The organism is Lysinibacillus sp. KU-BSD001 (genome assembly GCF_042920265.1).
Classification (GTDB): Bacteria; Bacillota; Bacilli; order Bacillales_A; family Planococcaceae; genus Lysinibacillus_B.
Genome location: NZ_JBDQZI010000002.1, coordinates 1 through 16134, shown reverse-complemented (window position 1 = coordinate 16134; position 16134 = coordinate 1). Strand labels below are relative to the sequence as shown.

19 protein-coding genes are annotated in these 16134 nt (G+C 38.8%); 18 read left to right on the top strand and 1 reads right to left on the bottom strand.

The window, feature by feature from the left end:
- Positions 1-27 precede the first annotated feature (27 nt).
- The gene (locus tag AAGS61_RS03490; RefSeq protein WP_391367386.1) at positions 28-663 is read right to left on the bottom strand and encodes a YigZ family protein; all 636 of its coding nucleotides are present in this window, start codon (positions 661-663) and stop codon (positions 28-30) included.
- Positions 664-830: 167 nt separating this feature from the next.
- Here AAGS61_RS03490 and AAGS61_RS03485 point away from each other — a divergent pair, with 167 nt between their 5' ends.
- From AAGS61_RS03485 to AAGS61_RS03400, 18 genes are all read left to right on the top strand, one after another.
- Positions 831-1985: a sensor histidine kinase gene (locus tag AAGS61_RS03485; RefSeq protein ID WP_391367384.1), complete on the top strand. Its 1155-nt coding sequence runs from the start codon at positions 831-833 to the stop codon at positions 1983-1985.
- Between the two features lie 38 nt (positions 1986-2023).
- Entirely contained in the window at positions 2024-2698 is a 675-nt protein-coding gene (locus AAGS61_RS03480; protein WP_391367381.1) for a response regulator, read from the top strand.
- A 252-nt stretch (positions 2699-2950) separates the two neighbouring features.
- Positions 2951-3517 (top strand): transposase, encoded by a 567-nt coding sequence (locus tag AAGS61_RS03475; RefSeq protein ID WP_391367378.1) that lies wholly within the window; start codon positions 2951-2953, stop codon positions 3515-3517.
- Entirely contained in the window at positions 3517-3666 is a 150-nt protein-coding gene (locus tag AAGS61_RS03470) for a hypothetical protein (RefSeq protein WP_391367375.1), read from the top strand. Before AAGS61_RS03475 ends, AAGS61_RS03470 begins: the two co-directional genes overlap by 1 nt.
- A complete protein-coding gene (locus tag AAGS61_RS03465) occupies positions 3663-4193 on the top strand; it encodes a DUF4440 domain-containing protein (protein WP_391367372.1) in 531 nt (176 codons plus the stop codon). Before AAGS61_RS03470 ends, AAGS61_RS03465 begins: the two co-directional genes overlap by 4 nt.
- A gap of 302 nt (positions 4194-4495) precedes the next feature.
- Positions 4496-5344: a DegV family protein gene (locus AAGS61_RS03460; RefSeq protein ID WP_391368313.1), complete on the top strand. Its 849-nt coding sequence runs from the start codon at positions 4496-4498 to the stop codon at positions 5342-5344.
- Positions 5345-5483: 139 nt separating this feature from the next.
- Positions 5484-6875 carry a DEAD/DEAH box helicase gene (locus AAGS61_RS03455; RefSeq protein WP_391367369.1) on the top strand — a complete coding sequence of 464 codons (1392 nt, stop codon included), beginning with the start codon at positions 5484-5486 and terminating at the stop codon, positions 6873-6875.
- Positions 6868-7461 (top strand): ComF family protein, encoded by a 594-nt coding sequence (locus tag AAGS61_RS03450; RefSeq protein WP_391367366.1) that lies wholly within the window; start codon positions 6868-6870, stop codon positions 7459-7461. Before AAGS61_RS03455 ends, AAGS61_RS03450 begins: the two co-directional genes overlap by 8 nt.
- Positions 7462-7558: 97 nt before the next feature.
- Positions 7559-7975 carry a TIGR03826 family flagellar region protein gene (locus AAGS61_RS03445; RefSeq protein WP_391367364.1) on the top strand — a complete coding sequence of 139 codons (417 nt, stop codon included), beginning with the start codon at positions 7559-7561 and terminating at the stop codon, positions 7973-7975.
- 115 nt (positions 7976-8090) lie between these two features.
- Positions 8091-8351 (top strand): flagellar biosynthesis anti-sigma factor FlgM, encoded by a 261-nt coding sequence (gene flgM / locus AAGS61_RS03440; RefSeq protein ID WP_391367361.1) that lies wholly within the window; start codon positions 8091-8093, stop codon positions 8349-8351.
- 15 nt (positions 8352-8366) lie between these two features.
- Positions 8367-8873 carry a flagellar protein FlgN gene (locus AAGS61_RS03435; protein WP_391367358.1) on the top strand — a complete coding sequence of 169 codons (507 nt, stop codon included), beginning with the start codon at positions 8367-8369 and terminating at the stop codon, positions 8871-8873.
- A gap of 79 nt (positions 8874-8952) precedes the next feature.
- Entirely contained in the window at positions 8953-10674 is a 1722-nt protein-coding gene (flgK, locus tag AAGS61_RS03430; RefSeq protein ID WP_391367356.1) for a flagellar hook-associated protein FlgK, read from the top strand.
- Between the two features lie 34 nt (positions 10675-10708).
- Positions 10709-11914 carry a flagellar hook-associated protein FlgL gene (flgL, locus tag AAGS61_RS03425; protein ID WP_391367353.1) on the top strand — a complete coding sequence of 402 codons (1206 nt, stop codon included), beginning with the start codon at positions 10709-10711 and terminating at the stop codon, positions 11912-11914.
- Between the two features lie 142 nt (positions 11915-12056).
- Positions 12057-12623 (top strand): DUF6470 family protein, encoded by a 567-nt coding sequence (locus tag AAGS61_RS03420; protein ID WP_391367350.1) that lies wholly within the window; start codon positions 12057-12059, stop codon positions 12621-12623.
- Between the two features lie 30 nt (positions 12624-12653).
- Positions 12654-13094: a flagellar assembly protein FliW gene (fliW, locus tag AAGS61_RS03415; RefSeq protein WP_391367347.1), complete on the top strand. Its 441-nt coding sequence runs from the start codon at positions 12654-12656 to the stop codon at positions 13092-13094.
- Positions 13094-13315, top strand: coding sequence for a carbon storage regulator CsrA (gene csrA / locus AAGS61_RS03410; protein ID WP_391367344.1), 222 nt, complete (start codon positions 13094-13096; stop codon positions 13313-13315). Before fliW ends, csrA begins: the two co-directional genes overlap by 1 nt.
- Before the next feature lie 77 nt (positions 13316-13392).
- Positions 13393-14544: a flagellin lysine-N-methylase gene (fliB, locus tag AAGS61_RS03405; protein ID WP_391367341.1), complete on the top strand. Its 1152-nt coding sequence runs from the start codon at positions 13393-13395 to the stop codon at positions 14542-14544.
- Positions 14545-14743: 199 nt separating this feature from the next.
- The gene (locus AAGS61_RS03400) at positions 14744-15982 is read left to right on the top strand and encodes a flagellin (RefSeq protein ID WP_391367339.1); all 1239 of its coding nucleotides are present in this window, start codon (positions 14744-14746) and stop codon (positions 15980-15982) included.
- Positions 15983-16134 lie beyond the last annotated feature (152 nt).

Genomic DNA, 16134 nt, shown 5'->3' with positions numbered 1-16134 from the left:
TTATTGAGAGCGTAAATGGGAATTACTTTAGGAAATCACAAATTCGACAAAATGTTTTTCGACACAAGTAATCGTAGCTTGCCCATTTGTGAGTTCCGTCAGCCAGTGAATAAATGCCTCTTCTTCATCTTTTAACACAAACACATATAATTCAACACCGTCAGTATATTGGATATCGCGTAGTGTATAATGAGATCCCCGTACTTCATTTTCTACTTTGCCTAGCCATGTATAGTCGATCGCTACTTTCATGACATGATGCAATTTGCGTTCTACCACTTGAGCGGCTTGGATGCCTTCAGTTGTCGATTTGCCATATGCACGGATTAAACCGCCACCGCCGAGTTTAATGCCTCCAAAATAGCGTGTTACGACAACCACTGTGTCTTGCAGTCCTTGTTTCTTTAACACTTCTAGCATTGGGACGCCTGCCGTGCCACTAGGTTCCCCGTCATCATTTGCTTTTTGAATGTGATTATGTTCCCCAATTAGATAGCACGAACAGTTATGGGTAGCATTTGGATGTTTTTTCTTAATTTTTTCAATAAAAGACAGCGCTTCCTCTTCTGTCTCTGCTCGATCTACATAACAAATAAATCTTGATTTTGAAATAATAATTTCATGTTCTCCGTAGCCTGTTACTGTTTTATAGTCTTTTCGCATTATGATAACTCCTTTAAATTCCAAAAAATATGCTTGATAGTACGTATAAAATTACTTAAAAATTGTTTAGAAAATGGTATAATAGTGTAGAATTATTATGTTTAAGCGCTATTAGATGTGTTTTGACTCCATGATTAGCAATATCTAAGTAGAATGGGGAATTTATTATGTTTTCAAATGATAAACTCGATATTGCTTCACTTGATGTTATATTTAACAGAATGCTTGAAACAATTACAAGCTCTAAAAATGATATTTTTATTATAAGCGAACAAAGCCGAAGAAGCTTTGAAGACATGGAAAAAGAGCTTGAAATTGTTCGTCAAGAAATTGGTCTTATTATTAATGAGGCTGATCATTTAGAAGCAAAATCGCAACTTTCTAAGCAACGTCTCGTCCAAGTAAGTAAGGCCTTTGATAATTATAGCGAAGAACAAGTGCGAAATGCATATGAAATTGCAAATGATATACAAATCAAGTTATTGCTAGCACGTGAAAAAGAAAGACAGTTACGTAGTAAAAGAGATGATTTAGAACGTCGAATGAAAGCGCTATATGAGACAATCGAACGTGCCGATCATATTGTGAATCAGGTAAATGTTGTCATTAATTATTTGACTTCAGATTTAAAAAATGTCGGTCTTGCTTTAGAACAAGCAAAAATTAAGCAAGACTTTGGTATACGCATCATTGCTGCACAAGAGGAAGAACGAAAGCGACTATCACGAGAAATTCATGATGGACCTGCCCAAATGATGGCCAATGTGCTGATGCGTTCGGGATTAATTGAACGTACATCTCGTGAAAAAGGGATGGATGCCGCTATACAAGAGTTAGCGGAATTAAAAGTGACCGTTCGAAATGCCCTTTCCGAAGTACGGAGAATTATATACGATTTACGACCAATGGCATTAGATGATTTAGGCATTGTACCAACATTAAAAAAGTATTTATCAACTGTAATGGAATATAATTCAGGCGTAATGATTCATTTCCAGTCAATTGGAAAAGAGCAACGTATTTCGTCAAATCATGAGGTAGCGATATTTCGACTTGTTCAAGAATGTGTTACCAATGCCTTAAAACATGGGCAACCAAAAGAAATAAGTGTAAAATTAGAGTGGTTATATAACGATATAAACATTGTCGTAAAAGACGATGGAAAGGGATTTGACCAAGAAAACGTGAAAGAGCAGTCGTTCGGGATTATCGGGATGAAAGAGCGTATCGATTTACTAGAGGGACAGATGCAGATTCATAGTGTAGTAGGTAAAGGAACGATTGTAATTTTTAAAATTCCATTTCCTGATGTAGAAGAATAACAGTATAGAAAAAAGATTGATTTTAGGGGGTAACAGAAATGACGAAAATTATTATTGTAGATGACCACCAATTATTCCGTGAAGGAGTAAAGCGTATTTTAGATTTTGAAGATACATTTGAAGTAGTGGCAGAGGGAGATGACGGTACAGATGTCATCAATTTATATAGCCTGCATAACCCAGATGTTGTATTGATGGATATTAACATGCCAAAGAAAAATGGCGTGGAGGCAGCAGCCGAATTAATAGCAGAATTCCCAGAAGCGAAAATCATTATGTTATCTATTCATGACGATGAGTCATACGTAACACACGCATTAAAATCAGGTGCGCTTGGTTACATGTTAAAAGAGATGGATGCAGATGAAATCGTCGAGGCGATTAAAGTAGTTGCAAACGGTGGCTCTTACTTACATCCAAAAGTAACGAAAAACTTAGTAGCCGAATTCCGTCGTCTGTCAGAGCACGAAAACAAAGGGAACTTCCATCAAACGGAAATTCGCCGTCCATTCCATTTATTAACGAAGCGTGAATGCGAAGTGCTACAGCTACTGACAGACGGTCAATCAAACCGTTCAATCGGTGAAACGTTATATATCTCTGAAAAAACAGTGAAAAATCACGTTTCAAGCATTTTACAAAAAATGAATGTAAACGACCGTACACAAGCGGTTGTAACAGCTATTAAAAATGGCTGGGTAGAAGTACGATAATAAGTTGAGTTGAAAACCTGCTAATCTATAAGGATTGGCAGGTTTTTTGCGTATGGAGGTGCCGCTGTTGTACCACCGTAGTACCAGGTACGTACCATCAAAGTACCACCTTTGTCCTCGGTACGTACCATCTTACACAAAACCAAAAATCAAAATTGAGCAAAAAAAGTGAACCAAATTTAAAATTTCGGCATTTGCCAAAAAAATCACTTTATATGTATAATCGCGGAAAAATTATAAAGGAGAATGCATGTGCCAAGAACACAAAGGGTGTGGAGTCCGGAACATTATGATCATGTTGTAATTCGTGGGAACAACAGACAAAATATTTTTGGGAGGGCGGAGGATGTATTTCATTGGTTTCAAATTTTAGATGATGTGTACAGAGAACATTCTTTTACTATCGCTGCTTATTGTATTATGACAAATCATGTCCATCTATTAATTCGTTCACCAGAAGAACCGCTTAGTAAAGTAATGATGAAGGTGAATAAAAGATATTCGAATTATTTTAAAAGGAAATATGGATATAGTGGGCATTTATATGAAAAACGTTATTTTGCTAAAATGGCGAAAGGAACAAGAGCTTTACTAGATATCAGTGCTTATATTCATCGCAATCCGATTCGCACAAATCCCCCAATCGTAAGCACGATGGAAGAGTATCCATACAGTAGCTACCATTTAATCAAAGAAGGAATAAAACCTGCTTTTGAATTTATTAATTATAGGCCTTTAATCGAGGTTGTGTTGGGGCAATCCAGTGAGGAGTATTGTTCTTATTGTGAAAAAGGGTTTGATAGGATGGGAGGGATATAATGGGTACCACCATTGTACCAGGTACGTACCATCGAAGTGCCACCGTGGTACCAGGTACGTACCACTTTTCTCGCAACATTCAATACTTTATTTCGTCATTACATATGAGAATTGTGCTACAATATTGCGCGGGAGGGTTTAAACAATGAAAAAATGGTTATTAGCAGTAGTGACAGCGGTCGTCCTAGCTGCTTGTGGTGATACGGATACAGCAGAACAATCATCGAAAACAACAGAACAAATCATTGAAGAAGGTACGATTGGTTTTGAAGTGTTAGGTGATTCTATTGAGGAAGCGACAAATGTTCCTGAGGCAGAAAAAGCAGCGGTGATAGCAGCATTTAATGAATACATTGATGCGTTTAACTCTGGTGATGCAGAACGCTACGGGAAGACAACAGCAGTCAATGCAGTAGGTTTTGACTATGAGCAAGATGTAGCCGCGTATAAAGAATACTTTGAGCAATACGACTACATTATTAAAACAGCAGAAGACGTGACAATTACAAAATATAGTGAAGATGAAGTGCAATTATATGCGAATGTTACAACCAAATTATTAGAGGCTGGATCAGATGAGGAACTGTCAGATCACGGTCGACAAGTGACGGTTTTTGTAAAAGAAGACGGGGCTTGGAAGGTTACAAGCATTCATTATATTGGCAATATGAACTAAACGAGAGCGTTCTGTGGACAAGTGCACAGAGCGCTTTTTTTAAAGATAAGAAAATACAAAATTTTTCAAACTGAAAGCGTGTCTAGCGCAAGTACCTAGCCCCTCGTGATGCTTCGGAAGTCTCTTCATGTGAGTCTATCTCCAACGCGTGTCGGGGATTAGCGGGGGGTTTAGCACTTTTGTTCATTAGAATAAGTAGTGTGATAAATAGTGGTTGTCGAGATTTGGCTATCTTACACTTAGGCATTCACAATCTATAAGAGATACGTTAAACTAGGGGGTATAGGAGAGTGGGGAATTTGATTAAAACTGCAGTCGTAACAGATAGTACGGCGTATTTAACACAAGAAGAACGCGCACACTATAACATTCATATCGTTCCGTTGAGTGTCAATTTAGAAGACGGTACGTATGAAGAAGAAATAACGATTACAGCGCCAGAATTTTATGAAAAGGTGCGCCATGCAAAACAGTTCCCAAAAACGACACAGCCACCGATTGGTAAGTTTGTTGAGCTTTTTGAAAAGCTAGCGAAAGACTATGATGAAGTGGTTACAATTCATTTATCAAGTGGGATTAGCGGAACGTATCAAGGCGCAGTGCAAGCCGGTGATATGGTAGAGGATATAGAGGTGTACGCCTTTGATAGCGAAATCGCGTGTGCCCCTCAAGGTATGTTCGTGATTGAAGCAGCTAAAATGGCGCAACAAGGTGCATCAGCCAAAGAAATTATGGCGAAGCTAGAAGCGTTAAAAGTGACGATGAACGCTTACTTTATCGTGGATGATTTAGCGCACTTGCAACGGGGAGGCCGATTATCGGCAGCAGCTGCTTTAATTGGCGGATTACTGCAAGTAAAGCCTGTTTTGCATTTTGTTGATAAAAAAATCGTGCCTTTCGAAAAAATTCGCACACGTAAAAAAGCATTGCGTCGTGTAGAAGAACTGTTGAAGGGAGCTACAGAGCAGTATGATCAATTACAAGCCGTCATTATCCATGGGAATTGTGAAACAGAAGGACGAGCTTGGATGGAACAACTGCAAAAAGATTTCCCGACAGTTGATTTTAAATTCAGTTATTTTGGTCCAGTCATTGCCACGCACTTAGGAGAAGGTGCCATTGCCATGGGCTGGATGAAAAAAGAAGACTAACAAAAGCGGTTTCTACAGTTTAGTAGAAATCGCTTTTTTTTAGAAAGTATACACTTTTTCAAATTGAAAGCGTGTCTATCTCCAACGCATGTCGGGGCCGGAGAGTGTACTTGCGCTTTTCTGATTGGAGGGAGAAGAGATGAAGTTACGACGAACAAGAAATTTTCAACAATATAAAGGGTTTATCATCGAACCGAGCGTTCAAAATTTTTTATGTGGGCGGGTATGGGCAAGAGACGCCACACTGTTTTCACGTGAAAAAATAGATGGCTATATACAGCATGGTCTCATTGAAGTAAAGGCTGCTATCCGTGAAGGTCCGATTTGTAACAGGTGTCTCAATCAAGACAAACAACAATTTATTACGTTCCAATGTGTCCGTTGCAACAAGCGATGTGTTTATTGTAGGCATTGTATTGCGATGGGGCGAATGAGCAGCTGCACACAACTTATCACTTGGATTGGACCACAGCCGCGAAGACACAAAAATCATAGGCTTGATTGGCAGAGTCAATTTACATCGCTACAAAGAAAAGCGTCCGAGGAGCTGACAGAGAGTATAAAACGAGGGCGAAATCATGTATTGCATGCGGTATGCGGGGCTGGAAAAACAGAGATTTTGTTTACTGCCATCTATGATGCATTAAATGAAGGGAAGCGTGTATGTGTAGCGACACCGAGGACAGACGTAGTGTTGGAACTATATCCACGTTTTCAGCAAGTATTCCCGCACACGACCATACATGCGCTTTACGGAGATGCCCCAAAACGCTTTAGTTATGCCGAGCTCATCGTCACAACAACGCACCAACTTTACCGGTTTGAGCAGGCATTTGACGTCATGATTGTCGATGAAGCGGATGCGTTCCCATATACATTCGATGAATCGCTCAAACAAGCGGTAATCAAAGCAAAAAAACAACAGGCACCGATTGCATTTGTCACAGCTACCCCGTCATATTCATTATTACAACAAAAAAAGCACGGCGGTTATTCTTTTATTCCAAGTCGCTATCATGGCTATCCGCTACCCGTACCGCGTTACGATAGTTTGTGGGGGTATGACAAGTCCATTCACAAAAAACGCCTACCAAAGAAACTAAAAAAATGGACGCAAGCTCGCCTTGCCAATCATGAACCGTTTCTATTATTTTTCCCAACAATCGACTTAATGGAACAAGCCATTCCGTTATTTCAAGCACTCCATTCGCAGATTGAGGCGGTACATGCCGAAGACCCGGATCGGAAACAAAAAGTACTGAGCTTACGAAATGAACAGCTAAAAGGACTTCTGACAACAACAATTTTAGAGCGCGGCATTACGATCAAAAATGTGCAAGTCGCAGTAATCGGAGCGGAAAGTCAAGTTTTCACATCAAGTGCACTTATTCAAATTAGCGGTCGGGTCGGACGAAATGCGCAGTATCCAACAGGGGATGTCGTCTTTTTCCACCATGGCATTACAGTAGAAATGGATGCGGCAAAAGAAGAGATTGAACGGCTAAATAAGGAGGGGTTCCCACATGCATAAAGAGAATCTACATTGTTTACTATGCGGTACATTATTAACAGAACAAATTTCGTGGTTGACGCTTATTCAAACGTTTCCAACAACGATTTGTACAAAATGTGAAGCAAAATTTGAACCATATACAAATACTGAACCCGATCATCGTGCACTATACACCTATAATGAAGTAATGAAGGACTACTTACATCGCTATAAATTTATGCACGATGTCGTACTAGCGAAAGTGTTTCAAAAACAGCTGCACAACGTACTGAGAAATGAAAAACGGATGATTATACCCATCCCTATGCATCCCGAAAAACTAGTAGACCGCACCTTTTCACCCATTGATGAACTGCTCATTGCCGCAAAACTACCGTATGAACATGTACTAGAAAAAACGACGACGACGAGTCAAAGTACGAAGTCGAGAGAAGAACGCCTAAATACACCACAACTTTTTCGGATAAAAGGGCATGTAAAACATACAGATTACGTGATCTTTGACGATATTTATACAACAGGTACTACGATGAACCATGCGAAAAAAGCGTTACTGGAAGCGGGAGCAAAATCGGTGACAGCTGTCACACTTATTCATGGTTAAGAGAAAGAAATGGAGATGTTGAAAAGAATTTACTGCTATAATTGTTTGTAGTGTATAATATATTCATAGAGTGAACGGAAAAATTGGAGGGATTAGTATGGCGGAATTACGTAATTGCCCAATGTGTGGAGGGTTTTTCAATTACACAGGCTTACGCGAGGTTTGTCATAATTGCGCGCAAAAGGAAGAAGACCTGTATCAAATCGTTTACCGCTTTTTACGAAAACGTGAAAATCGTGCGGCGACGATTGAACGTATTGAAGAAGCAACAGGGGTAGACCGCGACCTTTTATATAAATGGGTGAAAAAGGGACGTTTACATAGAGCGATGTTCCCAAACCTAGGCTATCCATGTGACAACTGTGGAAGGTTAACGAATCAAGGGAAGCTTTGTGATGCATGTACGGAAGCCTTACAATCAGATTTACGTACATTTGAGGCAGCAAAAGAATTCCGTGAAAGTATCCTACAACAAGACCGCGGAACGTATCATGCAGATCGAAAAAAGAAGTAATGCAATTAAGCTCTCCGTAGATGGGGAGCTTTTTTCTAATTTCAAGCATTAACTTTTAACGCAAGTGACCGAAATAGTAAGTAGATGAGAGAAAACGTGGGAGGAGGAATTAACAGTGAAAATCAATGGGATTGGCTTAAATCACATTAATCCATATAACAAAGCAAACCGCCCTGTACAGACAAATAAAGCCGGACAATCATTTGCCGATAAGTTAGAAATTTCATCCGCAGCAAAAGGAATGAAAGTAACAACAGAATATACAGAAGCTCGTGCAGAACGTGTACAACAGTTAAAGGCTGACATTGAGTCAGGCGAGTACAAAGTAGATGCACGTAAAGTAGCGGAAGATATGCTGAAATATTATCGTATGTAAAAGGAGATATGCTACGTGTCAGTAGAAAACCTTATTTCAACGCTTGAGAAGCTAGAAAGAATGCATAAAAGCTTGCTTGAATTAGCGAACAAAAAAACAGATTTCATCAAAACAAATGACATGGAGCAACTAGATAACATGTTAAAGACGGAGCAGGCACATGTAGCTGCTATTGAAACACTTGAGCAACAGCGTCAGGCAATGGTAACGGATTATCTACAAGCAAAAGGAATTGCTTTGACTGGCATCCCGACTGTCGTACAAGTGATTGATGCAACTGATGGACCTGAGAAGCAGGCTTTGCAGAAAGTACGTGAACGATTATTAGTACTACTAACGGATTTGAAGAAGCGAAATGATTTAAATCAAAAGCTTGTATTCCAATCGCTGCAATTTGTCAATTTAACATTAGATATGCTGCGACCACAGCACCAACAAGCAAGTACATTTAACTACTCCGGTGCAGAGGTGCGCGGTGAGACAACAGTCGCTAAAAAGTCATACTACGATTCGCAAGCTTAAAGACGCATGTTAATCGTTACATGCGTTTTTTTATGAAAATAAATCCCGCACAATGCGGGATACATAAGGAGGAACAACAATGCGTTCTACATTTATGGGGTTAGAAGCAAGTAAACGCGGTCTATTTGTACAACAATCAGCCCTTTATACAACGGGGCATAATATTTCAAACGCCAACACATTAGGGTACTCTCGCCAACGTGTTAACATGCAGGCAACATCGGGTTATCCATACCCAGGCTTAAACTCACCGCAATACCCAGGTCATATGGGAACAGGGGTTGAGGCAAGCTCTGTGCAGCGTATGCGCGACGAATTCACAGACCGCCAATTCCGTCAAGAAACAAACAAGCTTGGCTACTGGGATTCAACGTTAAAATCGATTAATCAGATGGAGGACGTTTTATCGGAGCCATCTGAGTTTGGGATTAATCAGTCGTTCACAGAGTTTTGGAAGTCGTTTCAAGATTTATCGAAAGATCCAACAGACTCGGCTGCACGTAAGGTGGTGGTTGCCCGTGGGGAATCATTAGCTGAAGCGTTCAACTATAACTATACGCAACTTGAAACAATTCAAGGAAACTTAGGAAATGAAATCGCGGTTTCCACTCAGCAAATTAATACGATTTTAGAAAAAATTGCGATGATTAATGATCAAGTAAAAACGCTTGAACCGAATGGTTACGTGACGAATGATTTGTATGATGCGCGAGATGTATTAATTGACGAATTAAATGAATATTTACCAGTCTCAATCGAACGTGTGCCATCGGGTGGAAGGGCTAGTGAAGTGGCAGAGGGGAGTTTAACAGTAAAATATAACTTCACTGACAATGCTGGACAACGTCAGTCGATTGTATTAGTTAATGGTAAGGATTTTGCATCTTTAAGTGTTAATGGATTAAATAATCAGCAAATTAATGGATCATTACCAGCAAATTACTTTAACAATATTACAGTGACTGACCCTAATAGTAGTGGGAAAGTTGGTTTAGTTACGCCAGGGACACCGCCAAGTTATGGCCCAGGAAACGTTACTTACAATAACTTTGAATCTTCTCGAGGGAAGTTAATTGCATTAATTGACTCTTATGGTTATGCACAACGTGATGCTACGGGGAACCTCGTAATGCAGCCGAGTGGTACGGATCCTGTAATCAAAGGGACTTACCCTGAGATGATGGCGGATTTAAACTTAGTTGCAAAAACGTTTGTAGAGGTATTTAATGAAGCTCATGCATTAGGTTATACATTAGATGGATCAACAGCATCTACTAATGGTGGAGCTTTTTTCACAGTATCTACTACTGATCCAGCAGCTAAAACGATGAAAGTTAGTGATGATCTTATCAAAGATCCAAATTTAGTTGCTGCTTCTTCTCGGAAAGGGGAAGAAGGTAACGGACGTTGGGCAATGGAATTGTCAAATTTACAGTATAAAAAAATTACGGAAAATTATACTTTCACTAATACCTTTGATCCGAACCCTGCACCGTCTACACCACCGACTTTACCACGTCCGAATCATTTAGGAGGGTTTACCTTCCAAGACTTCTACACAGGTATGGTTGGTGACCTTGCTGTAATGGGTGACAAGGCGATTACAAACCAATTCAACTCACAAACGCAAATGATTACGGTATCAAATGCTCGTTCGTCAATGAACTCTGTATCGCTTGATGAAGAAATGACAAATATGATTACGTTTCAGCAGGCATACAACGCAAACGCACGTATGATTACTGTTGTAGATGAAACATTAGACAAAATTATTAATGGTATGGGCCGTGTAGGTTTATAACATTTAAATTTGGAATTTTGAAAGGGGTTCAATTATGGTACGTGTTACACAATCGATGCTATCTACGAACATGCTCCGCAATTTAAATACAAGTTATTCAAAAATGTCAAAATATCAAGATATGTTGACATCGGGACGTAAATTTGGTCGTCCGTCAGATGATCCAGTTGCAGCGGTAAAGGGGATGAACTACCGTGTGCAATTGGATAAAGTCAACCAGTTCCAGCGCAATTTAAATGAAGCTGAAGGCTGGTTAGATACAACGGACTCATCGCTTGATCAAGTAGGCGAAGCGTTAAAACGTATTAAAGAGTTAATTGTACAAGCATCACACGATACGAATACGCCAGATGAGCGCGCGAAAATTAAAGTTGAGATTGACCAAATTCGCGAGCAAATTAAAGATGTAGCGAATACGCAATTAGGGGATAAGTTTATCTTCTCTGGTACGCATACACAGAAGGAATTGTATACGAAGGTGCAAGTAGTTGATGTACAAGGGTACTATAATTCTTTAGGCGCTACTGACCCACATAAAGCTGAATTCGAGTCTGGGGATACAGCTAGGATACAAGCTGTAATAGATACAATAAATAATCCAAAATTCTTCAAAGAGATTCGAGTATTAAATACACCAGAATCAGGAGTGGGCAATCCGCCGACTGGATTTGCAGATGTCAAATCTGAAGTTTTCTCGATTTCTGATCCAAGTGATCCAACTAAAAAAATTAAAATAGAGCCACTTGATTTACAGGTAAAAGGGCCAGCTGGTTCAGTTCCTATGATAAGTGAAACAGGAAAAAAAGGGAAAGTAGAATTAGAGGTTTTCAATGGTATTCAACTAACAGTAAATACAGACTTTGGTCCAGAGCTTTTTGATCAAATAGATAATGTACTAACTAAAGTGTCGAATGTTTTAGCTGACGCGAATGCTACATCAGAAGACATCAGCGAAAAACTCGGTGGTATGTCAACGAATTTAAATGCAACAATCGCCGACGTTCAAGCTCGCGTATTAGACGCCCGTGCTGACGTTGGTGCGCGTATGAACCGTGTTGAGTTAATGACAAATCGCTTAGATATTCAAAAAGTTAATACGACAAAGCAAAAATCATTAAACGAAGATACAGACTACGCTGAAACGATTACGCATATGGTAACACAAGAATCGATGCATCAAGCTGCTCTATCTGTAGGTGCGAAAATTATCCAACAGACATTAGTAGACTTCATTCGCTAGATGAAATCTACTAATGTCTGTGCTGAAAGCAAAGCGATAGGCACAGACAGTTTTAAAATAAACATATATTATTCTGTAAGTATTTATAAACAAAGCGTTTGGACATATGTCGAACGCTTTTATTTTAAAGGGAGGGACAAGAATGCGGTTACCACAAATTCAAATAAAAACGACAGACATTCAAATGGATTTAATCATTCAAAAGCCTGTACAACGAATTAGTCAGCCGCAAGCAGAACAAACGATTTCACAACCCCCAGCAAAGCTTGAAATAAACACAACGCGCAGTGTGTTAAAAATTGATTCTTCAGAGGCGAGACGTGATTTAGGTCTCTATCCCACGGGGGAAATGATAGAAAAATATGCACAAGAGGGTAAGCAAGCTGTACTGCAAGGCATTGCGCGAAGAGTGAGCGAGGGGAACCGCATAATGAAGGGAGCTGGCAAAGGTCAAGCGCGAGAAATAGCTCAGCAAATTGCGATGCAAAACACAGGTCCTAAACGTCCAGGTCCATATAATATTAAATTCGTACCTTCTGTTGGCTCTGTAAAAATAAATTTCACACCAGGCACGACAAACATTAAAGTTACTCCTGGTAACTTAAATATAAATGTCAAAGTGAACAAGCCCATTCATAACTATACACCTGGTAAAGTAACAGGGGTAATGGTGCAAAGACCGCGTGTTGATATCGATGTGATTCGTTAAGGCGAAAATAAACAAAAGAAGGGTTCCAAAATGAAAATAAATTCGAATTTTTTAGGTGAAGTAGAAATTGAGGCGCAGGATATTCTACTTTTTGAACATGGTTTAATGGGTTTAGAAGAGTATAAGGAATTTGTTCTTCTGCCACTTGATGTTGATTTACCACTAATTCTATTACAATCAACAGAGTGTGCGGAAATTAGTTTTATTCTTGCCTTCCCTTATGCCTTTAAAACAGATTATCACTTCGATCTAAGTGAAGACGATAAAGAGCAACTACAAATCGAAAAGGAACAGGATGTAATGGCTTATGTCATCATTACATTCAAAGAGCCATTTGAAAAATCTACATTGAATTTATTGGCGCCAATTGTGATGAACATTAATAAAAAGCTAGGTAAACAAATTGTTTTATATGATAAAGATTATCCACTGCGTTATCCAGTTCCAGCGTTAAAAGGAAGTGGTAAATAATGCTCGTATTGTCAAGGAAAAAAGGTGAGTCTATTATAATTGGTGACGACATCGAATTAAAAGTATTAGCTGTTGAAGGGGAACAAGTAAAGCTAGGTATTATCGCCCCAAAAACAGTTACAATACACCGTCAAGAAATATATGAGGAAATTCAAAGACAAAATAAAGAGGCATTAGTATTAAATGTTGATTTATTAGAGCAATTAAAGAAATACAAATAATGTGGACAAAGTTAACCTGAAAGATTTCTTTCGGGTGTTTCTTTGTGTAAAAAATACTAAATGAAGGAAGATTAACGATGAAGAAACAAGTACTGCAGCCTACTTATTTTGAAAAATTCTCTTGCATCGGTCCAGCTTGTGAGGATACTTGCTGTGCGGGATGGAAAGTAAGTGTTGATAAAAGAACTTTTCAAAAGTATCGAAAAGTAACAAGTGGTGCTATTGCTAAAAATTTACGCACGAACGTAACACGGGAGCGCGCAAATCCCTCAGATAGCAACTATGCTAAAATAAATGCGGACGAAAATATGAAATGTGCTTTCTTAAATGAAGATAAATTATGTAATGTTTATATTGAACTAGGAGAAAGTTATTTATGCGATACTTGCACATATTTCCCTAGACAAATGAATGTGATAGATAAGCATATAGAAAGAGATCTAAGTGTAGCATGTCCAGAAGCGGCAAGATTAATATTATTGAATCCAGAAGGAATCGATTTTGTGATGCAGGAGGGAGAATTTGATAAACATACACCTCTTACACATCCTGACGTTACGAATCTTTTCTGGGATATTCGTATGTTTGTCATTCAAATTTTGCAAAATCGCCAAGCTTCCATTGAATCTCGTTTACTTGTATTGGGAATGTTTATGGAAAAAATACAAGCTACAACGGAGGATGAATGGGCGCATAAACTACCTCGTTATATAAGCGAATATGAAGGTATTTTGAATAACTCAGCAGCCTTTGATTTACACACTTATTTACCAAGTGATGAAGAAATGGTCAATATTTTATATACACTTGTAAAATTCCAAAAAGAATATGAAGTATTTAATCGTCGCTTCGATGAATGTGTAGAGGAATTAGAAGAAGGTTTACAGTTAAAAGGGCAAGAAACAGTACAGCAGTCGGTTGCTTTGTACACGCAAAATGAACAAATTTATTACAAGCCGTTCTTCGAGAAAAAGGAATATATATTAGAAAATTATTTAGTGAACTATGTGTTTAAAAATAGCTTGCCACAAAGTCAAACGAGCTTCATAAAGGAATATAAGCGATTATTTATGTATTTTTTATTTATTAAAGGTACTTTAATTGGTATGGCAGGTTATCATCAGGTGTTATCGGAAGAGATGGTTCTAAAATTTGTACAATCTTTTACGAAAGCGTTGGAAAATAATGATGCTTTTTTAAATTTTATGGAAAATATTTTAGATAATTAAAAGAGTCATTACAAATTGGACGTTCATATGTGACGAAGTAGTGAAGTTGAAAATAAATTAAAAAATAATTTGTTAAATATATTAAACATTGCAAAAGCATGTCGATAAAGAAAGTGTGGGAAGCAAGAAGTTGAAAAACAACTTGTTTCAACACAGCCACAAGGACGTGGGAATAAAAATATTCAAGGAGGAATTCCGAATGAGAATTCAAAATAACATTGCATCGTTTAACGCACACCGTAACTTGGCAAACAATACAACAAATACGAGTAAACATCTTGAGAAATTATCTTCAGGTTTCCGTATTAACCGTGCTGGAGACGATGCAGCAGGTTTAGCGATTTCTGAAAAAATGCGTGGACAAATCCGTGGTCTACAAATGGCTTCTAAAAACGCACAAGACGGTATTTCATTAATCAAAACTGCTGAGGGTGCATTAGAAGAAACACACGCAATTTTACAACGTATGCGTGAGTTAGCGGTTCAAGCATCTACACAAACAAATGAGCGCGGAAATGTTGCGGGAAATGCAGCATCAGCAGCAGCTCTTGAAGGCTCAGCAGCGACATTAAAAGGCTCAGCGGCAACTATTGGTGCATCAGCAGCGACACTTCAGGAATCAGCAGCTAAAATTAAAGGCTCAGCTGACGCTCTTACAAAATCAGCAGCTACACTTCAAGCATCAGCAGACCTTCTTCAAGCAGCTGGTAAAACAGCATCGGCAGCGGCTAAAGCAGCATCGGCAGCGGAGAAAAAAGCATCGGCAGCTGGCAAATCGGGTTCAGCAGCTACTAAAACAGGTTCAGCAACTACAAAATCTGCATCAGCAGCTAAGAAAACAGCATCAGCAGCTAAGAAAACAGCATCAGCAACTATCAAATCTGGTAAAGGTGAAGGTAATAAGGATGCAGCTTCAAATAAAGATATCGGGAAAATTCAAGAAGAAATGGGAGCCCTTCGTAATGAAGTAGACCGCATTTCAGAACAAACTGAATTTAACAATATGAAGCTATTAGATGGTACGTACCAAGCTAGAAAATTCCATATTGGTGCAAACCAAGGACAGAATATTGAAGTGAGTATTAACAAAATGAATCTTGAAGGTCTTGAACTAAGAGATTCAAATGGGAATGACTTAATGGAAATTACTACCCGTGCAGATGCGGATGCAGCGATTCAAAAAATTGATGATGCAATCACAAAAGTATCTGTTGAGCGTTCTCGCTTAGGGGCAGTACAAAACCGTTTAGAGCACACAGTGAAAAACTTAGGTACATCAGCTGAAAACTTAACAGACGCTGAATCTCGTATCCGCGACGCTGACATGGCGAAAGAGATGATGGGCTTCACGAAGAACAACATCTTAATGCAAGCAGCACAGTCTATGCTTGCGCAAGCTAACCAACAACCACAAGGTGTTCTTCAATTATTACAATAAAAAACATAGAAAAAGCCTTCATTTTGAAGGCTTCAGACTGTAGACAAACTCGAAAATTTCGAGTTTGTCTACAGTCTTTTTTCTTTATAAAATAAAATTAAAAGATATTCTTGAAAATAAAATTAGCACTTACTACTAGAGGTGATAGATAT